Raw genomic sequence first — 19,880 nt, forward strand, 5'->3', positions numbered from 1 at the left:
CATGGATGGGCAGGAGCCGCAGAACAATTCCGGAGGAGCTTCTGCTGCTCGCTTTGGACCCGGCCACGGGTACCACAGCGCAGCCGCAGTCGCTCGACCTCGGTCTGGCCGGAGCACAGCTAGTGGAGCTGGCGCTGGCCGGACGGATAGCCCCAGACGGGGATCGTATCGCCGTGGTGATGCCACGGCCGACCGGAGATCCGACTCTGGACTCCGCACTGGAACTGCTGCGCAGGCGCGGCAGCCCGGTTCGGGCGGTCCACTGGATTGGCGGGCCCCGACTGGGGCTGCGCCAGATCTACCTCGCGCACCTGGAGCGGTGCGGCATGGTGCATGCCGTGTCGGGCCAGATGTGCGGAGTGCTGCCGACGACTCGCTACCAAGCGACGGACACGGCAATCAGCCGGGACATCAGGTCCCGACTGGACAGTGCGATCCGCACCGGCGTACCGCCGGACCCGCGGACCGCGGCGCTCGCCGCGCTCGCTCACGCAGTGGGACTCGGCAAGCACCTCTACCCCGGCAACGAAGGGCGTTCATCGCGCTCCCGTCTCCGGGACCTGATCAGGCACGACCCGATGGGCGGCCTCGTGGCGCACGCCGTGATGGACGTCCAGAACGGTGTGGCCGCTCAGCCACGCCGCAGCCCGGCCCCAGCGGGACCGGGTGGACCAGGTGGACCAGGCGGACCAGGCGGTGGCCGACAGCCGGCCAGGACCGCGCCGGAACCCGGCGGGGTTCCGATGCAGCCACGCCGCGGATCCATGGCACGTGCCGTGGCCCATTGAGCCAGGTCAGAGAGGTTCAGGCAGGCCAGTAAGGACTCACCGCAGTACCGCAGCACCGGCAACGCAGTACCGCAATACCGGCAACAGCAACGCCGCACCGCAGTCCCCCAGACCCGGTTCGGGAGCCGCTGGGCCGCGCGGGGCACTGGCACCGGAACGTCCGGACGACGACACCGGTACCTCCGCCCCGCGCGGCCGCACATCGCGGCGCCGCGCGGCCGGGCCGCACCCCTCACACCAGTCCTCACGTCCGTCTTCGCGTCGCATTGCAATGCAAAGTGGTTCGCACTTCACATCGGCTGTTTCCCAGCGGTGCGCGACGCGTTGGTGGCACTCTGCTCAACAGCAGACACGCAAAGTAGAGGCAGTCGGAGGTGCACGTCCCGTGGCGTCCAATGTCAATCCCACCGTCAGGCGACGCCGGTTGGGCCAGGAGCTCCGCAGGCTCCGCGAGCTCAAGGGCATGACGGCCGAGGAGGTCGCCGAGCGCCTGCTGGTCTCGCAGTCGAAGATCAGCCGCCTCGAGAACGGCCGCCGTTCGATCAGCCAGCGCGATGTACGCGATCTCTGCGGGGTCTACGAGGTCGAGGACCACCGCATCGTCGACTCGCTCATGCAAATGGCCAAGGACTCCCGTCAGCAAGGCTGGTGGCACTCCTTCGGCGACATCCCGTACAGCGTCTACATCGGTCTGGAGACGGACGCCGCGTCCCTGCGCGTGTACGACCCGCAGGTCGTGCCCGGTCTGCTCCAGACCCGTCCGTACGCGGAGGCGCTCATCACCGGCGCGCTGCCGGAGACCACGCCGACGGACATCGAGAAGCGCGTCCAGGTCCGCGTGCGCCGGCAGGAACGAATCAGCGCCCCGGAGAATCCGCTGCGTCTGTGGACCGTCCTCGACGAGTCCGCGCTGCGCCGCGTGGTCGGCTCCCGGCATCTGATGCGCGACCAGCTGGAACACCTCGTGGAGCAGTCCCAACTGCCGCACGTGACCGTCCAGGTGATTCCCTTCGAGATGGGCGCGCACCCCGGCCTCAATGGCCAGTACGCGATTCTCGAGTTCCCGGACGCCGCGGATTCCAGCGTGGTCTACATCGAGGGCGTCACGAGCGATCTCTATCTGGAGAAGGCGAACGACGTCCAGCAGTACAGCGTGATGTACGAGCATCTTCGGGCACAGGCCCTGAATGTGGATCAATCACGCCAACTGATCGCAGACATCGCGAAAGAGTACGCGCGCTAAGGCGTTCACCGCGTATGCGACCGCTCCGAGCGGAAGAGCGCCGCACGGTACACCTCCCCCTCGGCGAGGCGGAAGACCCCACTGGAATATGCCATCCGGTCGAGTGAACGCTCCCTTCACTCAGCGATGTTGGCGAGTAGCGTCATTCACGCCATCAAGCAACATCTGCTGGCACAGCCGCTCTTGGCGGTGACCGCAACTCAACAACTGGGCAAACCGGAGTAACCATGGCAATTCATCAGGGCGCTACGAATACGTGGGTCAAGTCCTCGTATTCCACGGGAAACGGCGCGTGTGTCGAGGTCAAGTCCCCGATTTCAACGGCAATTTCGGTCCGGGACTCGAAGGTCACCGAGGGCCCCGTCCTCGCCTTTCCCTCCGCATCATGGCGCGCGTTCGTCTCCGAAGTCGGCCGGGAGAAGTAACGAGAGATCAACAATTGCATAAGCAGCACCGATTGAGCCCTCTCGACTGGCCCGCCGTCCCGGCCGAGGGGGCTCGGCCTTTTATCGGAGCTGGTCGACGTATGCATCCGTCCCCGGCACCGTGGGAATGAACGGCGCCACCAGCTCCACCCTCCCAAGACCGGACTCCGCCACCGCCTCCGCCCGCCCGGCGAAGTGCCCCTGCCAGCACTCCCGCGGATCGGCCTGGAGGAACCACAGCAGCGTCAGCCGGGTGTCGACTCCCTCGACCTGCTTCACGTACGTCATCCGGTCCCCCGGCAGCGGAGTCGGCCGGAAAATGGTCACCATGGCGGCCGGGGACCCGGCCAGCGCACGCGGCAGCTGCTTCGCGCGCAGCCACTCCAGCAACTCCGCCCGCTGCTCGCCCGATTCGGCGTCGATGACTTCGAGTACGAGGCCCTGGTAAGGGTGGTCGAGCGCGTGGAAGTCGCGGGGTCCGGCCGCCCCGTCGCGGTAGACGGTGGCCTCGTGGTCCTGGAAGGCCGTGAAGACGTGCGTGCGGTCCTGGTAGACGCGGCCGTCGCGGTTGAGGCGTTTGTTGATGCCGACGGTCCACTTCATGTGCTCGTCGTAGCGGCCCTCGGTGACCCAGTACGTGGAGAGATAGCAGCCCGCGGTCACGGGCTGGGCGACCGCCGACTTCTCGGGGATGCGCAGGAGTTGGAGCTCTCGGGGAGCGACCCAGCGGCGGCCCGCGTACATCCAGGGCATCGCCATCGCGCCGGCGTAGTAGTGGTCGTCCTCGTACCAGCGGTTGTACGCGTACTCGTGGCCCGGGTGCGGCTCGACCATGGTGATCAGGGCGTGGCCCGGGTGCACACCGTAGGGCCCAACGCCGGCCAGCTCCCCGTACACCTCACTGCGGGTGTCGTCGCGCGTGTTCTCGCGGGCGCTCTCGCGGGTGTCGTCGCTCATGCCTCTCCCCTTCCTCCCTCTTCCTTCCTCCGGTGGACGCCCATACTCTGACGCCCCGTCAGCAAAACTGCCAGAGCCGGGAGGCGCCCCATGCGCTCGCTCCTCGAAGGAAAGACCGTCGTCGTCTCGGGGGTCGGAGCCGGCCTCGGTCACCAGGTGGCGGCCGCAGTCGTACGGGACGGGGGCAACGCCGTGCTCGGGGCGCGCACGGAGGCGAACCTCGCCAAGTCGGCCGGGGAGATCGATCCCAAGGGCGCGCACACGGCGTACCGCCCGACCGACATCACCGACGAGGGCCAGTGCGAGGCACTGGCGGGGCTGGCGCGCGAGCGCTTCGGCCGGATCGACGCGGTGGTCCATGTGGCCGCCTGGGACAGCTACTTCGGCGGCGTACAGGACGCGGACTTCGCCACCTGGCAGCAGGTCATCGACGTCAATCTGCTCGGCACGCTGCGGATGACGCGGGCCTGCCTGCCCGCGCTCAAGGAGCGGGGCGGCTCGGTGGTGTTCATCGGTACGCAGTCGGCGGTGGCCGCGCCCTCGCAGGTGCGGCAGGCGGCATACGCGGCGTCGAAGGGGGCGCTGACCTCGGCGATGTACTCCCTCGCGCACGAGGTGGGTCCTGACCGGGTCCGGGTGAACACGGTGCTGCCGGGCTGGATGTGGGGCCCGCCGGTCGAGGCGTACGTCCAGTTCACCGCGCACACCGAAGGGGTGCCGGAGGAGGAGGTACGGGACCGCCTCGCGGCGCGCATGGCGTTGCCGGAGCTCGCGACGGACGGGGACGTGGCGGACGCGGCGGTGTTCCTGGCGTCGGACATGGCGCGGGCGATCACGGGGCAGTCGCTTCTGGTGAACGCGGGAGAGCTGATGCGGTAGGCGTCGCGGCGTCGCACCGCGCTGATGCGGTAGGCGTCGCGCCGCGGAACGGCCCACGGCTGTACGGGATCACGTCCCGTACAGCCGTTTTTCATGCGTCTTCAGGATCATAGATGTGAACGCAGGTCAGCAAACAGAACGATTTTACTCGCTCTTGACCTCACGGCCGGTTGTCGGCAGCGCACGACCGAACCCACGATGAGCGGGCACTTCAAGGCCGCCCACGTCCGTATGTCACGAAACTGGCGAAGTGCACGGCATTTCTGCGCAGTTCACAAGGCGGACCCCTGGAGGGGGCACATGAACAGTCTCGACTGGGCCGTGCTCATCGGCTACTTCGGCATCATGGTCGCGATCGGCATCTGGTCCCACAAGCGCGTGGACAACGTCAGCGACTTCTTCACCGCGGGCGGCAAGATGCCCTGGTGGCTGTCCGGCATCTCGCACCACATGTCCGGCTACAGCGCGGTGATGTTCACCGGGTACGCGGGCATCGCGTACACCTACGGCGTCACGTCCTTCATCACCTGGTCGTTCCCGATCGCGCTCGGCATCGCCATCGGCTCGAAGCTCTTCGCGCCCCGCATCAACCGGCTGCGCTCCCGGCTGCATGTGGCCTCGCCGCTCGAATACCTCAAGAACCGCTACAACCTGAAGACCCAGCAGGCCCTCGCCTGGTCCGGCATGCTCCTGAAGATCGTGGACGTGGCCGCCAAGTGGGCCGCCATCGCCACGCTGCTCGCCGTCTTCACCGGCATCTCGATCAACCAGGGCATCCTGATCACCGGCGTGATCACCGCCATCTACTGCACGATCGGCGGTCTGTGGGCGGACGCGCTCACCGAGCTGGGCCAGTTCATCATCCAACTGCTTGCCGGTATCGCGATGTTCGTGGCCGTGGTCTCCAAGCTGGGCCCGCACGGCGGGTTCTTCGGGGTCTGGGACGAGCCCGAACTCGCGGGCCACGGACAGCCGTTGGTCGGGCCGTACGGAACGGTCTTCCTGCTCGCGTTCCTCTTCATCAAGCTCTTCGAGTACAACGGCGGCATGCTCAACCAGGCCCAGCGCTACATGGCCACGTCGAGCCCCCGCGAGGCCGCGCGCTCGGCACGGCTCTCGGCGGTCCTGTGGCTGGTGTGGCCGGTCGTCCTCTTCTTCCCCATGTGGATGTCCCCGCTCCTGGTCGACGCGAAGAAGCCCGACGGCTCGGACTCGTACGCCCTGATGACCGAACAGCTCCTGCCGCACGGTCTGTTGGGCCTGGTCATCGTCGGATTCTTCTCGCACACGATGGCCATGTGCTCCTCGGACGCGAACGCGATCGCGGCGGTGTTCACGCGGGATGTGGCGCCGGTGATCTCCCGGCAGGCCAGGCGCTGGAACGAACGCTCGGGCCTGCTCGCCGCACGTCTGACGACCGTCGTCTTCCTGGGCCTGTCCATGGCGGTGGCCACGCAGGTCAACTCCCCCGCGTTCAAGGACATCATCACGGTCGTCATCAAGTGGGTGGCGGGCCTGATGGGTCCGATCGCGATCCCGATGATGCTGGGTCTGCTGCGGACGTTCCGCAAGTCGGGGCCAACCGCGGCGCTGACCAGCTGGTCGATGGGGCTGCTCGCCTTCTGGCTGGTCAACTACCCGATCAACTGGAGCGTCGAGGGCGGAGTGCCGTTGGAGTACCAGGTCTCGATCCCGCTCGCGGTCTCGCTGATCCTCTACATCCTGGTCGGCTGGCTGAGGCCGGAGGACACTCCGGAGCGGGACGCGATCATCGAGAGGATCAATACGGATGACTCCGCCGGTGGAGCAGCGGTTCCGCCCCCGGCAGGGGAGGCTGACGAAGTAGTGGCCCCGCAGAGTCGGTTGCCGTAGTCACCGGCTTCGCCGAGTTCGTCCTCAAACGCCGGACGGGCTGGAAGATCTCCCGGGGCAGGGATGTCTTCTGGCCCGTCCTGTCTTTGAGAAGCCCCTCACGCCCGCGGATACCGCGCCAGCCACCCCGGCGACGAAACGGCAGGCCCGTGCAGCGCGGGCCCCTGCGTCATCTCCATCGCGAAGTCATCGGCAAGCTCAAGAATGGTCGCGCGCCCCTCCAGCTCGGTCAGCCAGCCCGGAGGCAGCGCGGTCTCTCCGTGCAGCGCGCCGAGCAGTGCCCCGCAGAGGCTGCCCGCGGCAGCGGACGCGCCCCCGTGGTTGACGGCGAGCCGCAGCCCGTGCCGGATGTCTTCGCCCACGAGAGCGCAGTAGACGGCGGCGGCGAGCGCACCTTCCGCTCCCCCGTCCCCCATCAGTTCCTCCACCCGTGAGGGAGTGGGCATCCCCTGCCTTACGGCTCCCAGGGCGTGCTTCAGCGCATCGGTGACGGGCTGATGACCGGGCCGGGCGGCGAGCAGGGCGAGGGCCCGCTGAATGGCGCCGTCCAACGACTCTCCGCGGGCGAGACCGTGCACGAGGATGGTGTGCGCGCCGGCGGCGAGGTAGGCGGTGGGGTGCCCGTGCGTCTGTACGGCGCATTCCACGGCAAGCTGCAGCACCAGCTGCGGCTCCCATCCGACCAGGAGCCCGAAGGGAGCGGACCGCGTGGCGGCCTCGGCCCCCTGCTCCTCCGGGTTCTTGGGGGCTTCGAGCGTCCCCATGTTCTCGTCCCCGAGCCCGACCAGGCAGGCGCGGGCGGGCGACCGCCGCGAGTAGAGCCATTCCTCGCGGGCCAGCCAGCCGTCTTCCTTGCGCCGCTCGTCGGGGCCCCAGTCGCTCTGGGTGGCGGCCCACCGCCGGTAGGCGCGGTGCAGGTCGGTGGGCGGATGCCAGGCGCCGGTGTCGCGCCGCACCTGGGCCCGTATGAGTCCGTCGACGGTGAAGAGGGTGAGCTGCGTGGCGGCGGTGACGGCTCCGCGCCTGCCGTGCGCGGGGGCGGGTTCGGTGAGCCCTTCCGCGCCGTGAGCCTCACGTATCCCATCGAGGCTCAGCGCGTCGACGGGCGCGCCCAGCGCATCGCCGACGGCGGCTCCGAGGAGAGTGCCGCGCACCCGGCTGCGAAAGTCCTGCTGCTCGGCGCGCCCCCAGACTCCGGTGGCTGCTGCGGTGCTCACGGCACCTCCTCCCCTGCTCCCCCCGCGCACCCTCCGCGCGCGTTCTGCGCAGCACTGTAATCGAACGGGAACGGTCGGTTCTGGGGCGGCGGGATATCTGAAGAGTCGCCCCTGAGATCACTTTTGACCGGACTTCACAGGGGCTTTTCATGGATCTCCGGAGGTCCGCGAAACGTCCATGGCGGGACCACGGAACGATCGGAATCAGAGGTCGTCCGGCAAGATCCGGAAATGGGTGTACCGGCCCCCGAGAGGGCGGACGGCCCGAAAGTCTCGGATGTCCCGGGTCAGTACGGCATCGGTGTCGTACTCGGCGGCCAGGGCGACGTTCACGGCGTCCACGAGGTCGAGGCCGAGGGAGTCGTACCGGACCCGTACGGACAGCGCCACGTCGAGGTGATCCGGAGTGGGAGGAGCCAGGACCAGCCGCATCTGGCGTGCGCGCGCGATGAGCGAGCGAAGGATGCCGTCGGCTGCGGCACGCCCAGCGCGGCTGGCAGCCACTTGGTGGACCTCGGTCAGGGCAAGAGGGGTGGCGACGAGAAGAGCGCACTGGTCTGCGGCCTTGCGGACCGCTTCGTGATCCGGGTCGGAACGGTTGTAGAGCGTGAGCAACCCGGAGGTGTCAGCGATGGCGATCAAGCCGCGTGCCCCCGGTTGCGGCGCTCTCGCGCCTCATGCGCTCCGGTCACGGCCGTACGGATGTCGTCATCCGTGACAGGCCCACCGAGATCGAACGTCTCCTCATCGGTGACGAACGGCTCGTCCCAGATGCGGGTTGCCAAGGCGATGCGGTGAATGCCCTCGCGGATTATTTCGGCCTCCGAGACTCCCATGCGTGCGGCAGCCTCTTTGATCATCGCGAGGTCTTCGTCATCGGCGTAGACGTTGGTCCGCTTCAGTGCCATGAGATCCATGGTACAGGTCATGTACCACAACTGCCCACCTGCCCTACGCCGCTGCCACGCCGTAAGTACGACAGTCCCGGCATTGCCCTGGCTCCGGAGACCGGAAGGCGCGGTCGCAGGCTTCACAGGTCTGTAGCGGGTCGGGGCGGGGCGCCTTCGGTGCGGTGAGGGCGGCTGGGGGCAGCAGGGCTGTGAGGCGGTGGGCGAGGAAGGCCGCGGGGTGGCGCAGGGGTTCCGGGGGCAGCCCGGACGCCAGTGTCAGCTGTACGTCCGCTGCGGCCACGCCGCGCTCCAGCCATGCGGCGGCAGCCGGTACGAGGCGGCGTACGTCGCGCTCGGTGAGCAGCAGCCGCGGGGCGAGGGTGCGTAGGCCGGACAGCAGTTCCGCCGCGGCGCGGTGCCTTTCGAGGTCGACCGGCTTCTTCGGCTCGGGGAGCGGGCGCGTGGGTTCGGGCTGCTGGGGCTGCTGGGGTTGCTCGCGCTGCTCGGGGCGGGGCCTGTTGTACGACGTCGTACGCGTCATGATCCGGCCCGAGGGAAGCCGCTCCTTGGTGCGGGACAAGTACCCGTGCGCCTCCAACTCCCGCAGGGCGGAGGCGATGCGCGTCTCCCCTTCGGGGAACTTCGCGGCCAGAGCCTTGATGCCGACCGGCGCGCCGGCGGGAAGCGACTGGAGGTGCGTCGCGAGACCGATCGCCGTCAGGGACAACTCGGAGTGCTGAGCGAGGTGGTTTCCGACCACGGTGAACTGTTCGCTGTGGTGTTCCACCACGTGGTCAAGTCCGGTCCGCGTACGGCCGGTGCGGGCGCGCAGGGGCGCGCTAGGCTGCTGTTGAGCCATGGGGAAGAGCCTCATTCTTCCTCGGTGGTCAGGCCCTCGTTCGGGATTGCAGTCCCGGCGGGGGCCGTCTCATGTTCGGTTGTCTTGCGTTCTTGCGTTCTGTCGCGGCTGACGTTGCACCACGAAATCCCCTGAGCGCCAGTTGAGTTGGCGATGACCACTCTTGTGGGTGACGGCGCGATACGGGCGGGGCGGGGTGGGGTTTCCCCAAGCCCTTTACCTGGTTCTTTGTCTTTGGCGTCGGGCCTGACCGGGTCACGTCGCGCCACGATCCGGTAGCAGCGCGAGCTCCGCCCAGACGGTTTTGCAGGGGGCGGGGCCTTCGTCCACGCCCCAGCGGTCCGCGTACGCCGCCACGAGGATCAGACCTCGCCCCGACTCCGCGTAGCCCCCGGCCGGATCCGGGGTACGTGGGAGCCGGTCACCCCGAGGATCGGTCACCTCGATACGTAGCGTGCGGGTCGCGTCCAGCGTGAGGGTCATCCGGAAGCCCCGGCCCGGGACTTGGCCGTGCAGGACCGCGTTCGCCGCGAGCTCGGCGGCGACGCTCTCCGCCGCCTCGGACGGGCGCTGCCAGTCGCCGAGCTGACGCTCCGTGAGCAGCCTCGCCAGGCGGGCGTCTCTTCGCGTTGCGGAGAGCAGGACGGTGAACTGGTGGGTGAGGGTGCTGGTTTGGGTGACTTCTGGGTTCATGTCACTCAGCGTGGTCGCGGCTGCGTACGCTGAACAGTGATCACGCCCGTGCGTACGGTGACTGTCTCGGCGTTGTCCAGCTCTGTACAGGCTGTCTCGCGTGACGTGTTGGGCATAGGGGGCGTTGGGGACGGACAGCACGTCGGAGGTGGGCGCTGGTGATGGCGGACGGCGACAACGAACGCGCAGAGCACGAGGCGGACGAGCCGGGCTGGGATGTCTTCCCAGGCGACGAGTCAGGGATGATCGTCGCGGTCGGCCGCCAGATCAGACTCTGGCGTGAAGAGGCAGGGCTGCGGGCCGCTGAATTCGGCAGAGCGATCGGGTACGGCGAGGGCCTCATCTACAAGGTGGAGTCCGGGAAGCGCATCCCCCGGCCAGAATTCCTGATCAAGGCGGACGAAGTCCTGGGCGCAGGCGGCAAGCTGGCCGCGATGGCCGAGGCTGTGGCGGAGGCGCGCTACCCGAAGAAGGTCCGGGACTTGGCGCGGCTGGAGGCGCAGGCAGTCGAGCTGGAGGCGTATCGCAACCACAACCTGGACGGACTGCTGCAGACGGAGGAGTACGCACGGTCGCTGTTCGAGATGCGCCAGCCCTCGTACTCAGAGGAGCAGGTCGAGCAGGCGGTTGCCGCACGCATGGCCCGAGGCTCCGTCTTCGAGCGGGCACCCGCCCCGGCGCTCAGCTTCGTGCAGGAAGAGGTGACGCTCCGTCGTCCGATCGGAGGGAGATCGGTGCTTCGCCGTCAGCTCGAACGGCTCCTGGAAGTCGGGGAGTTGCGGAACGTGGCGATCCAGGTCATGCCGACCGACCGTGCGGAGCATGCGGGAATGGACGGTGAGATCCAGGTGCTGAGGTTCAAGGACGGCACAGCGATGGGACACTCCGAAGGTGCGTTCGCAAGCCGCCTCGTCACTGATCCGAAAGAGCTCCGGATCCTTGAGATGAGGTATGGAATGATCCGGGCGCAGGCTCTCACGCCATGGGAGTCCCTGGCCGTCATCGAGCAAGTGCTGGGAGAGACATGACCCGCAAGCCCTCTGCCGGAGACGATGCCCAGCTGGAGTGGTTCAAGAGCAGCTACAGCAGCAGCAGTGAGGCTGACTCCTGCGTAGAGGTGGCCTGGCGGAAGAGCAGCTACAGCGACAGCAGTGCGCCCAACGACTGCGTCGAAATCGCCCCCACCCCCCGCACCATCCACGTACGCGACTCCAAGAACACCCGCGGCCCCCAACTCGCCTTCGCAAACAGCACCTGGGCCGAATTCCTCACCTACGCGACCGCATCCGCGCACCCCGCCTGAAACGGCCCCGGGGCAGTCGGCGCGGGCCTTCATCGAGGAAATGCTGGGAGAGACATGAGCCTCAAGCCCCCTACCCGGGACAGTTCCGAGCTGGAGTGGTCCAAGAGCAGCTACAGCAGCAACGAGCCCGGCTCCGACTGCGTCGAAATCGCCCCCACCCCCCGCACCATCCACGTACGCGACTCCAAGAACACCCGCGGCCCCCAACTCGCCTTCGCGAACAGCACCTGGGCCGAATTCCTCGCCTACGCGACCACATCCACGCCCCTCGCCTGAAACGGCCCCGGGGGGCTTCAGGCGGGCTGCGGGGTGGGCGCTGCCGGAGCGGCCGCGGGCTTGCGGGTTTCGCGCATTATCAGCAGGCCGTTGACCACCATCAGTGTCGCGGTCAGGCCGTGGATGCCGAGCGCGGTGGCCACGGAGCCGTGGTGGGCCAGCACGGTGGTCATGTCGCCGTACGCGGCGAAGGCCTCCACCAGCAGCGCCCAGCCCAGCGCCCGGCGGTGGCCCGTCACCAGCAGGATGGCCAGGACCAGGGCCAGGACGACGTCGCGGATTCCCTTGATGATCAGGAAGCCGCCGCCGTCGCCGGACGGCCAGTTCGGCAGGCCGAAGCCCGGCGCCGTCGTCTCCGGGCTCAGGATGAACTCCGTCCCGAACCAGAGGATGAAGAGGATGAAGGCGGCGGCCAGGACGGTGTTGATCTTCTTCAGAGGCATTGTTCTTCTCCTTGCGAGTCTTCGTCAGCAGCTTGGTGAGCTTCGAGTTCGAGGGGGCGGGTGAACCCGCGGGCTCAGGTGAGGGCGGCGACCAGCAGGGCGAAGGCGGCGATGATGACGGCGACGCGGACGTAGTGGAAGCGGTCCCAGCGGTTCATCTGCTGCTTCCAGTCGGCGGGCCGGTTCTCAGGCGTCCACTTCTTGCTGCGGTTGTTGATCGGGACGAGCAGCAGGATCGACATGATCACGCTGAGGATCAGCAGCGCGCCGGCGGTGACGACGAGGCCGGTGCCGTGGTGGTCCCATCTGGCGATGGCCCAGACCGCGACGAGGGCGAGCGAGGTGATGTACCAGACCGGCATCACGGCGCCGAGCATCCTGCCCCCGTGGGCGCGGCCGAGTTGGCCGCTGTCCTCGGGGAGCGCGTCGAGGATCCGGTTGATGACGAAGGCGACGGAGAACTCCACCCCCACCATCACGCCGACGGTGACGGTGGTGATGACCTCAAGTGCGTCGAGCATGATGATCCCCTTGGAATCCAGAATCTAGCGTTGCTAGGTGATGAGGCAACGCTAGCGCTGCTGCCGCTCGATTGTCTAGCAGTGCTAGAATTCAGTCATGTCGGTACAGGAACGCAAGCAGCGCGAACGGGCGGAGCGCGAGCGCCTCATCGTGGCGACCGCCCGCGAACTCGCCGAGCAGCAGGGCTGGGACGCGGTCACCACCCGTCGGCTCGCCGAGCGCATCGAGTACAGCCAGCCCGTCCTCTACAGCCACTTCCGCGGCAAACGCGAGATCATCGGCGCCGTCGCCCTCGAAGGCGCCACGGAGATGGCCGTGGCGGTGCGGGCCGCGGCAGCCGCCGCGAACAGCCCCCGCGAGCGCGTCGCCGCCCTCGCCCGCGCCTACCTCGACTTCGCCGCCCGCAACCCAGCGGTCTACGACGCCTTGTTCCAGCTCGACGGCGGCCTGGCCTTCGCGCACGAGGACACCCCGGAGCCGCTGAAGGACGCCTTCGCCGCGCTGCTGGAGAGCTTGGGCGAGGTCGCCGGGGACGGCGTCGACCCGGGGCTGTTCACCGAGACGTTCTGGGCGTCCCTGCACGGCCTTGCGACCCTGACCCGGGCCGGACGGCTGCCGCCGGAGTACATCGAGCCAAGGGTGGAGCTGCTGGTGGACCGGCTCGCCATGGTCTGAACTCTCGCCACGGCCTGAACTGCTGTGCGTGGGCCTGGAGTTGAGCGAGGGAAACGGCAGGTTCTGTAACGGAAATGTCCGGGCGTCGTAACGATGAACCTGCGGTGTACAACCACTTGCCTCAGGCGCCTGTCTCCTCTGGTGTCACAGAAGTTTCCCCACAGGAGGACCAGTGCGACGCTCACTCATAGCCGCCGTCGCGGTGACCGCGCTCGCGACCCCGTTCGCCGTCGTGGCCACCGCGGGTTCCGCCGCCGCCGCGCCCGCCGCGGCGAGCAAGCCCGTGACCGACTTCAACCATGACGGATACGCAGACCTCGCCGTCTCCGCGTACCACGGCGCCGTGAACGGCAAGGCCGGCGCGGGCTACGTGTCCATCGTGTACGGATCGCCCTCGGGCGCCGACACCGCGCACGCCAAGCAGATCAACCGCACCACCGCAGGCATACCCGGCGACCCCGAGGAGGGCGGCGGCTTCGGTGCGAGCACCGAGGCGGCCGACCTCGACGGCGACGGATACACCGACCTCACCGTGAACAACGGCAGCACCGACGCCGTGATCTGGGGCTCCGCGAACGGCCTGACCCAGGGCAGCGCGCTGCCGGGCGAGAACGTGCAGCTGAAGGCAGGCGACTTCAACGGCGACGGCAAGACCGACCTCGTCGCCAACTCCTTGTTCACCATGGAGGTGCGCTACGGCCCCTTCACCCGCGACGGGAAGCCCGCCTCCACCTCCTCCGTCGAGAACGGCGACGACGGCCCCCAGGACCTCATGGTGGGCGACGTGACCGGCGACGGCGCCGACGACCTCGTCACCGGCCACGCCATGGAGGAGATGCAGCACTCCTCGCGCCTGTGGAAGGGCACCAAGGACGGCCTCTCCAAGACGTCGACGCCGACGAACAAGTTCACGACGAACGGCGTCATCGCCGACGTGGACAAGGACGGGTACGGCGACCTCGTGGCCCGCGAGGTCGACGAGGTCTCCGAGATGCAGGTCTACGACGCGGGCGCCGTCCGGGTCGTCTACGGCTCCGCGTCCGGCTTCTCCACCCGCACCGCGAAGATCACCCAGGACACCGCGGGCGTACCCGGCGTGGGCGAGCAGGGCGACCCCGACCTGAACGACCGGGGCGACCAGTTCGGCTACTCGATCTCCGCCGGTGACGTCACCGGTGACGGCTACCCGGACATCGCGGTCGGCCTGCCCGGCGAGGACGTCGACTCCGCCGGGGACACCGGCGCCGTCGTCCTCCTCAAGGGCGGCGCGAACGGCCTGACCGGCACCGGCGCCCAGGCCTTCAACCAGTCCACCGCGGCCGTCCCCGGCGTCTCGGAGTCGGGCGACAACTTCGGCACCGAGGTCAAGCTCGCCGACGTGAACAAGGACGGCCGTGCCGACCTGACCGTGGGCACCCCGCTGGAGGACGGGACGACCAAGGACTCGGGCGCCGCCTGGCTGTTCCGCGGCGCCACGTCGGGCCTCACCACGACCGGCATCACGTCGTTCAGCCCGTCCTCGCTCGGCACCCCGGAGGCGGGCGCCCGCTTCGGCGGCGAGCTCTCCTGACCTCGCCCCCGAGCCTGACCTCGCCCCGGAGGGGCTGACCCCACCCCGCCGGACTGGCCTTTCCCCCGAGTCAGTCCAGTACGGGTAGCAGCTCCGGGAGGTGGCCGTCCGACGCGGCGGCCGCCTCCTGGCGCTCCACCGGCACCTCGCCGTACAGCGTCGTCCGCGGCTTCGCGGGCCGCCCCGCCTCCTCCGCGATCGCGATCAGATCCTTCACGGAGCGGTACGAGCCGTAACTGGAGCCCGCCATCCGGGAGATGGTCTCCTCCATCAGCGTGCCGCCCAGGTCGTTCGCGCCCGAGCGCAGCATCTCCGCCGCGCCCTCCGTGCCCAGCTTCACCCAGCTGGTCTGGATGTTCGGGATGTACGGGTGGAGCAGAAGCCGCGCCATCGCCATCACCGCGCGGTTGTCGCGGGTCGTCGGCCCCGGGCGGGCGATGCCCGCCAGGTACACCGGCGCGTTCGTGTGGATGAAGGGCAGCGTCACGAACTCCGTGAAGCCCTCAACTCCCTTGGCCAGCGCGTCCTGTTGCATCCCGGCGAGCGTGCGGAAGTGCCCGAGCCAGTGCCTCGGCTGGTCCACATGCCCGTACATCATCGTGGACGAGGAGCGGATGCCCAGCTCGTGGGCCGTCTTCACGACCTCGATCCACGTCGCCGTGGGCAGCTTGCCCTTCGTCAGGATCCAGCGCACCTCGTCGTCGAGGATCTCCGCCGCCGTGCCCGGGATCGAGTCCAGGCCCGCCTCCTTCGCGGCGCTCAGCCAGTCCCGTATCGAAAGGCCCGTGCGCGTCGCGCCGTTCACGACCTCCATCGGTGAGAAGGCGTGCACGTGCATGCCCGGCACGCGCTCCTTCACGGCCCGCGCGATGTCGAAGTACGCGCTGCCGGGCAGGTCCGGGTGGATGCCGCCCTGCATGCACACCTCGGTGGCACCGACCTCCCACGCCTGCTGGGCCCGGTCCGCGACCTGGTCGAGGGAGAGCGTGTACGCGTCCGCGTCCGTGCGGCGCTGGGCGAAGGCGCAGAAGCGGCAGCCGGTGTAACAGACGTTCGTGAAGTTGATGTTGCGCGTGACGATGTACGTGACGTCGTCGCCGACCACGGACTTGCGCAGGTCGTCCGCGACTCCGCAGAGCGCGTCGAGCGCGGGCCCGTCCGCGTGCAGCAGGGCCAGCGCCTGCTCGTCCGTCAGGAGCGTCGGGTCGTCGGCCGCCGTCTTCAAAGCGGCCCGTACGTCGCCGTCGATGCGCGAGGGGACCATGCCGGGCGCGGCCTGCTCACGCAGGGCCTCCCAGTCTCCGTACACCTCGTCGAAGTCGTCGCGGCGGTCGGACGTACGCCCCGTCGTGTCGATCGTGCGGTGCAGGTCCGTGCGGCCGGAGGCGGCGACGTACCCCTCGTCGGGCTCCTGCCACGGGTGGCCCTCCACGACCGCGTCCGGACGCGCCAGGCCCGTCTCCGGGTCGGCGAGCGCCCGCACGTGCGGGAGGAGCCGCGGGTCGAGCCACGGCTCGCCGCGCTGCACGAACTCCGGGTAGACGCACAGCCGTTCCTCAAGGCGGAAGCCCGCCGCTGCCGACTGCTCGGCCAGCTCGTCGAGCTGCGGCCAGGGCTTCTCGGGGTTCACATGGTCGATCGTGACGGGCGAGACGCCGCCCCAGTCGTCGATGCCCGCGCCGATGAGGCGCTTGTACTCGCCGTCGACGAGATTGGGCGGCGCCTGGAGACAGCCCGAAGGGCCCATGATGTGCCGGGCCACGGCGACCGTCGCGACCAGGTCGTCGAGCTCGGCGTCCGGCATGCCGCGCATCGCCGTGTCCGGCTTGGCGCGGAAGTTCTGGATGATCAGTTCCTGGATGCCGTGGTACGAACGCGACACGCGGCGCAGCGCGAACAGCGAATCCGCGCGCTCCTCGTACGTCTCCCCGATCCCGATGAGCAGTCCGCTCGTGAAGGGCACGGACGAGCGCCCCGCGTCCTCCAACACCCGCAGCCGGACGGCCGGTTCCTTGTCGGGCGAGCCGTAGTGCGGCTGCCCTGGCTCGGACCACAACCGCTCCGAGGTGGTCTCCAGCATCATCCCCATGCTGGGCGCGACGGGCTTGAGCCGCTGGAAGTCCGTCCAGGTCATGACGCCGGGGTTGAGGTGCGGCAGCAGACCCGTCTCCTCCAGGATGCGGATCGAGATGGCACGGACGTACGCGATCGTGTCGTCGTACCCCTCCGCCTCCAGCCACTCCCGCGCCTCGGGCCAGCGGTCCTCGGGCTTGTCCCCGAGGGTGATCAGGGCCTCCTTGCAGCCCAGTTCGGCGCCGCGCCGCGCGATGTCGAGGACCTCGTCCGGGGACATGAACATCCCGTGGCCCGCGCGCCGCAGCTTGCCGGGGACGGTCGCGAACGTGCAGTAGTGGCACTTGTCGCGGCACAGCCGGGTCAGCGGGATGAAGACACTCTTCGAGTACGTGATGACTCCGGGCCGCCCCGCCGCCGCGAGGCCCGCGTCGCGCACCCGCGCGGCGGACGCGGCGAGGTCCTCCAGGTCGTCGCCGCGCGCCTGGAGCAGCACGGCGGCTTCGGCGGTGTCGAGCGCGACGCCGTCCCTGGCGCGTTTGAGCGCGCGACGCATGGCGTTCGCGGTAGGTCGTGCCGGCGCGGGGGTCGGCCCCTGGGGTGCTTTGTCCTGCGGCGCGCTGTTGGTCATGCGTCCGAGCATACGAGCGACCGCGCGGAGAAACAGCTACAGGTCAGTGCCGGTCACCGGAGGCAGGTGTGAGGTGCACGTATCGCTGGAACCCATCCAGCGCGCGCAGCACATCCGCCTCTCCGCTCGCCGGAAGCTGCACGATCACCTCGTCCACGCCGAGTTCCGCGTAGTGGGCGAGCTTGCCCTCGGTCGGCTCCACGGCCGAGAGCGCCACGTACAGGTCGGCGGGGTCCCGGCCCGCGTCGGCCCAGGCGGCGCGCAGGGCGGGGAGGGCCTCGCGCAGACCGCCGCCGCCGATGGGCAGCCAGCCGTCGGCGTACTCCGCGATCTGCGCGAAGAGCTTGGGGCCCGCGGCTCCGCCGATGAGCGTGCGGGGCCCGTGCAGGGGGCCTTCCTCGCGGGGGCGCGGGCGTGGCGCGCGCACCGGCTTCGGGTGCGCGTCGCTGGCGCGCACACTCCCGAACTCCCCTTCGTACGCTGATGGTTGCTCGGCCCACAGGGCTCGCATGACCGCCATCCGGTCCCGCACGAGCGCGCGCCGCGTGCGCCACTCGACGCCGTGGTCGGCGGCCTCCTCCTTGTTCCAGCCGTAGCCGATGCCGAGGGTGAAACGGCCGCCGGAGAGATGGTCCAGGGTCGCGATCTGCTTGGCCAGGTCGATGGGGTCGTGCTGCCCGACGAGCGTGATGTTCGTGCCGAGCCCGACCCGCTCCGTGACGGCGGCGGCCTGCGCGAGGGCGACGAAGGGGTTGAGCATGCGGGCGCACTCGGGCGGGAGTTCACCACCGGGGTACGGGGTCTCGCGCGAGACGGGGATGTGGGAGTGCTCGGGGAGGTAGAGCGCCGCGAAGCCTCGCTGCTCCAGCTCCTGGGCCAGGCGTATCGGGGTGATGGTCCGGTCGGTGAGGTAGAGGGTGGCGGCAACTCGCATGGAACGACCTCCGGATCGGGGGGGCGGGGCTCACTTACTAGCCGTCAACGGCGCAGGAGTCCATGCCGCGCCCACGGGTGACTCCCTTACGCGAGCGGGGTGTTCGGGAGCAAGCCGTTCGGGAACAGGCCGGTCGGGAGCAGGCTCACTTGCCAGCCGTCAGCGGCGCAGTAGTCCATGCCGCGCCCGCGCCCCGCGTCCGCCTCTTGTAGTACGCGACGGTCACTGCGACGAGCAGCGGAGCCCACAGGAGCAGTGGCGCGTAGCAGGCCACGAGGATCGCCTGCCGGACGGCGCTGTCCGTGACGCCGGGGCCCAGATCCGCGTACACGGCGTAGACGAACCAGCCCGTGATCAGGAAGAGCCCGGCGGCTCCGAGCAGCGCCGGAACCACCGCGGCGAGCGGCCGCACCTCGCGCCCGCCGAGCAGCGGTATCCACCCCGGCACGACCTCGCCCCACCCGCGCACCAGGCCGAGCGTCAGCAGGGCGAGGCACTCGGAGACGACGCTGAGCCCCAGGACGTAGAGCATCTCGCCCCAGCCCTCGACGGGCATGTCCGCCACCGGGAGCCCGGCGACGAGAGCGACCCGCCACAGCGCGGAGGGCAGGGTGGCCAAGGGCACGGCGTGGGCGGCGATCACGGCCCACCGGGGGACATCGGGCAGAGCGCTTGTCTTCAGCATGGGAGTCATGCTGGCCGCGGGCGCGGGGCCGCCACATCGGCGTTCGGGCCGATCAGGGGCGCCGCTCCTCCGCCGCTCGGGGGAGCGGAAAATCCGACCACCTCACGCGCCCGCCGAACTACCCTGCCTCTCATGAGCAGACGACGCCGCAAGAAGCAGACGCAACGCCTGATCCTGGCGGCGGAGCTGGGCCGCACCACCGAGGTGAAGGCGCTGCTGCGTGCGGGCGCGGACCCGAAGACCCCCGACCCGGACGGCACGACACCGCTGTACGGCGCTTCCGTCCACGGCACGGCGCCCATCGTCCGGGCACTCCTGGCGGCAGGCGCGGACCCCAACACCGAGAGCGGCCACGGCGACCAGGGAACGCCGCTCTGCGGGGCGGCGAGCTGGGGTCACACCGACGCGGTCCGCGAACTCCTCGCCCACGGCGCCGACCCGAACCTCCGCGAGGACCACGGCACGGGCAACACCCCGCTGTACTGGGCGACGCAGGGGTCGCATCAGGAGACGGCCGCGGTGCTTCGGGCGGCGGGCGCGAGCGCCTAGGCGGGAGACCGCTCCTGCCCTAGGGTTTCTTCATGCGACTTCGCTTCGCGACCGTACTGCTGCTACTCGGTGCGCTGCTGGGCGGGACGGCTTCCGTCGGCGCGTACGCGGCCCCACCACGGGTCGTCGCGGCTTCCACGCCGGCTGCGGCCTCAGCCGCTGCCGCTGCCACTTCCTCAGCCGCTGCCACTTCGGTCGACACTTCCCGCACCGGCGCGGACGAGTCGAAGCCCAAGCCCCGGAAAAAGAAGAAGTCCAAGGGCGGGTCCATCGGGCTGATCGCCGGGATCGTCATCGCCGTCGTCGCGATCATCATCATCGTCGTGATCGCCCGCCACCGCGTGCGCAAAGCCCGACACCGCCCGTAAGTCTGTCAATCGCCTTCCCTTGCCGGAG

Annotated in this window: 23 protein-coding genes; 12 read left to right on the forward strand and 11 right to left on the reverse strand. The window is 69.3% G+C overall.

The features are described 5' to 3' along the window. The first annotated feature begins 5 nt into the window (after nucleotides 1-5). The 3 genes from E5671_RS21605 to E5671_RS21615 all read left to right on the forward strand — a co-directional run bounded on the left by E5671_RS21605 (nucleotide 6) and on the right by E5671_RS21615 (nucleotide 2,456). Nucleotides 6-788, forward strand: a complete 783-nt coding sequence (locus tag E5671_RS21605; protein WP_160505604.1) for a GOLPH3/VPS74 family protein — start codon at nucleotides 6-8, stop codon at nucleotides 786-788. A 385-nt stretch (nucleotides 789-1,173) separates the two neighbouring features. After that, nucleotides 1,174-2,031, forward strand: a complete 858-nt coding sequence (locus tag E5671_RS21610; protein WP_160505605.1) for a Scr1 family TA system antitoxin-like transcriptional regulator — start codon at nucleotides 1,174-1,176, stop codon at nucleotides 2,029-2,031. Between the two features lie 227 nt (nucleotides 2,032-2,258). Further along, nucleotides 2,259-2,456, forward strand: coding sequence for a DUF397 domain-containing protein (locus tag E5671_RS21615; protein ID WP_160505606.1), 198 nt, complete (start codon nucleotides 2,259-2,261; stop codon nucleotides 2,454-2,456). Between the two features lie 81 nt (nucleotides 2,457-2,537). Here E5671_RS21615 and E5671_RS21620 read toward each other — a convergent pair whose 3' ends face one another. After that, nucleotides 2,538-3,413 carry a hypothetical protein gene (locus E5671_RS21620; RefSeq protein WP_160505607.1) on the reverse strand — a complete coding sequence of 292 codons (876 nt, stop codon included), beginning with the start codon at nucleotides 3,411-3,413 and terminating at the stop codon, nucleotides 2,538-2,540. 90 nt (nucleotides 3,414-3,503) lie between these two features. Here E5671_RS21620 and E5671_RS21625 point away from each other — a divergent pair, with 90 nt between their 5' ends. Together E5671_RS21625 and E5671_RS21630 are read left to right on the forward strand one after the other, a co-directional pair. After that, entirely contained in the window at nucleotides 3,504-4,292 is a 789-nt protein-coding gene (locus E5671_RS21625) for an SDR family oxidoreductase (RefSeq protein WP_160505608.1), read from the forward strand. Between the two features lie 300 nt (nucleotides 4,293-4,592). After that, on the forward strand, nucleotides 4,593-6,164 hold the full coding sequence (locus E5671_RS21630; protein ID WP_160505609.1) for a sodium:solute symporter family protein: 1,572 nt from the start codon (nucleotides 4,593-4,595) through the stop codon (nucleotides 6,162-6,164). A 98-nt stretch (nucleotides 6,165-6,262) separates the two neighbouring features. On the opposite strand, the gene E5671_RS21635 is transcribed toward E5671_RS21630, so the two are convergent. The 5 genes from E5671_RS21635 to E5671_RS21655 all read right to left on the reverse strand — a co-directional run bounded on the left by E5671_RS21635 (nucleotide 6,263) and on the right by E5671_RS21655 (nucleotide 9,823). Beyond that, a complete protein-coding gene (locus tag E5671_RS21635) occupies nucleotides 6,263-7,381 on the reverse strand; it encodes an ADP-ribosylglycohydrolase family protein (protein WP_160505610.1) in 1,119 nt (372 codons plus the stop codon). Nucleotides 7,382-7,585: 204 nt separating this feature from the next. Continuing rightward, nucleotides 7,586-8,023 (reverse strand): type II toxin-antitoxin system VapC family toxin, encoded by a 438-nt coding sequence (locus E5671_RS21640; protein WP_160505611.1) that lies wholly within the window; start codon nucleotides 8,021-8,023, stop codon nucleotides 7,586-7,588. Further along, nucleotides 8,020-8,289, reverse strand: a complete 270-nt coding sequence (locus E5671_RS21645; protein WP_160505612.1) for a CopG family transcriptional regulator — start codon at nucleotides 8,287-8,289, stop codon at nucleotides 8,020-8,022. The genes E5671_RS21640 and E5671_RS21645 overlap by 4 nt, the downstream gene beginning before the upstream one ends. A gap of 43 nt (nucleotides 8,290-8,332) precedes the next feature. Continuing rightward, complete coding sequence (locus tag E5671_RS21650; RefSeq protein ID WP_160505613.1) at nucleotides 8,333-9,130, reverse strand: helix-turn-helix domain-containing protein; 798 nt, start codon at nucleotides 9,128-9,130, stop codon at nucleotides 8,333-8,335. Between the two features lie 255 nt (nucleotides 9,131-9,385). Then, nucleotides 9,386-9,823 carry an ATP-binding protein gene (locus E5671_RS21655; RefSeq protein ID WP_160505614.1) on the reverse strand — a complete coding sequence of 146 codons (438 nt, stop codon included), beginning with the start codon at nucleotides 9,821-9,823 and terminating at the stop codon, nucleotides 9,386-9,388. Nucleotides 9,824-9,984: 161 nt separating this feature from the next. On the opposite strand from E5671_RS21655, the gene E5671_RS21660 reads away from it, so the two are divergent. The 3 genes from E5671_RS21660 to E5671_RS21670 are packed head-to-tail and all read left to right on the forward strand — an operon-like array spanning nucleotide 9,985 to nucleotide 11,402. After that, entirely contained in the window at nucleotides 9,985-10,851 is an 867-nt protein-coding gene (locus E5671_RS21660) for a helix-turn-helix domain-containing protein (RefSeq protein WP_160505615.1), read from the forward strand. Beyond that, nucleotides 10,848-11,126 carry a DUF397 domain-containing protein gene (locus E5671_RS21665; protein ID WP_160505616.1) on the forward strand — a complete coding sequence of 93 codons (279 nt, stop codon included), beginning with the start codon at nucleotides 10,848-10,850 and terminating at the stop codon, nucleotides 11,124-11,126. Before E5671_RS21660 ends, E5671_RS21665 begins: the two co-directional genes overlap by 4 nt. A gap of 54 nt (nucleotides 11,127-11,180) precedes the next feature. Continuing rightward, entirely contained in the window at nucleotides 11,181-11,402 is a 222-nt protein-coding gene (locus E5671_RS21670; protein ID WP_160505617.1) for a DUF397 domain-containing protein, read from the forward strand. Between the two features lie 17 nt (nucleotides 11,403-11,419). Here the strand turns inward: E5671_RS21670 and E5671_RS21675 are convergent, their stop codons facing one another. Both E5671_RS21675 and E5671_RS21680 read right to left on the reverse strand, forming a co-directional pair. Continuing rightward, nucleotides 11,420-11,845 carry a DUF4267 domain-containing protein gene (locus E5671_RS21675; RefSeq protein ID WP_160505618.1) on the reverse strand — a complete coding sequence of 142 codons (426 nt, stop codon included), beginning with the start codon at nucleotides 11,843-11,845 and terminating at the stop codon, nucleotides 11,420-11,422. Between the two features lie 74 nt (nucleotides 11,846-11,919). Further along, nucleotides 11,920-12,366 carry a DUF1772 domain-containing protein gene (locus E5671_RS21680; protein WP_160505619.1) on the reverse strand — a complete coding sequence of 149 codons (447 nt, stop codon included), beginning with the start codon at nucleotides 12,364-12,366 and terminating at the stop codon, nucleotides 11,920-11,922. A gap of 97 nt (nucleotides 12,367-12,463) precedes the next feature. Between E5671_RS21680 and E5671_RS21685 the strand changes: the two genes are divergently transcribed. Both E5671_RS21685 and E5671_RS47445 read left to right on the forward strand, forming a co-directional pair. Then, on the forward strand, nucleotides 12,464-13,042 hold the full coding sequence (locus E5671_RS21685; RefSeq protein WP_160505620.1) for a TetR/AcrR family transcriptional regulator: 579 nt from the start codon (nucleotides 12,464-12,466) through the stop codon (nucleotides 13,040-13,042). Between the two features lie 172 nt (nucleotides 13,043-13,214). Further along, nucleotides 13,215-14,612, forward strand: a complete 1,398-nt coding sequence (locus E5671_RS47445; RefSeq protein WP_160505621.1) for an FG-GAP-like repeat-containing protein — start codon at nucleotides 13,215-13,217, stop codon at nucleotides 14,610-14,612. Between the two features lie 70 nt (nucleotides 14,613-14,682). Here E5671_RS47445 and E5671_RS21695 read toward each other — a convergent pair whose 3' ends face one another. The 3 genes from E5671_RS21695 to E5671_RS21705 all read right to left on the reverse strand — a co-directional run bounded on the left by E5671_RS21695 (nucleotide 14,683) and on the right by E5671_RS21705 (nucleotide 18,935). Continuing rightward, nucleotides 14,683-17,316: a bifunctional FO biosynthesis protein CofGH gene (locus E5671_RS21695; protein ID WP_160505622.1), complete on the reverse strand. Its 2,634-nt coding sequence runs from the start codon at nucleotides 17,314-17,316 to the stop codon at nucleotides 14,683-14,685. A gap of 43 nt (nucleotides 17,317-17,359) precedes the next feature. Next, a complete protein-coding gene (locus E5671_RS21700) occupies nucleotides 17,360-18,250 on the reverse strand; it encodes a TIGR03619 family F420-dependent LLM class oxidoreductase (protein WP_160505623.1) in 891 nt (296 codons plus the stop codon). 145 nt (nucleotides 18,251-18,395) lie between these two features. Beyond that, nucleotides 18,396-18,935, reverse strand: a complete 540-nt coding sequence (locus E5671_RS21705; RefSeq protein ID WP_160505624.1) for a hypothetical protein — start codon at nucleotides 18,933-18,935, stop codon at nucleotides 18,396-18,398. A gap of 132 nt (nucleotides 18,936-19,067) precedes the next feature. Here E5671_RS21705 and E5671_RS21710 point away from each other — a divergent pair, with 132 nt between their 5' ends. Beyond that, on the forward strand, nucleotides 19,068-19,484 hold the full coding sequence (locus E5671_RS21710; protein ID WP_160505625.1) for an ankyrin repeat domain-containing protein: 417 nt from the start codon (nucleotides 19,068-19,070) through the stop codon (nucleotides 19,482-19,484). A gap of 32 nt (nucleotides 19,485-19,516) precedes the next feature. Then, nucleotides 19,517-19,852 (forward strand): hypothetical protein, encoded by a 336-nt coding sequence (locus E5671_RS21715; protein ID WP_160505626.1) that lies wholly within the window; start codon nucleotides 19,517-19,519, stop codon nucleotides 19,850-19,852. The last annotated feature ends 28 nt before the right edge of the window (nucleotides 19,853-19,880 follow it).

Source organism: Streptomyces sp. BA2, from assembly GCF_009769735.1.
Taxonomy (GTDB): Bacteria; Actinomycetota; Actinomycetes; order Streptomycetales; family Streptomycetaceae; genus Streptomyces.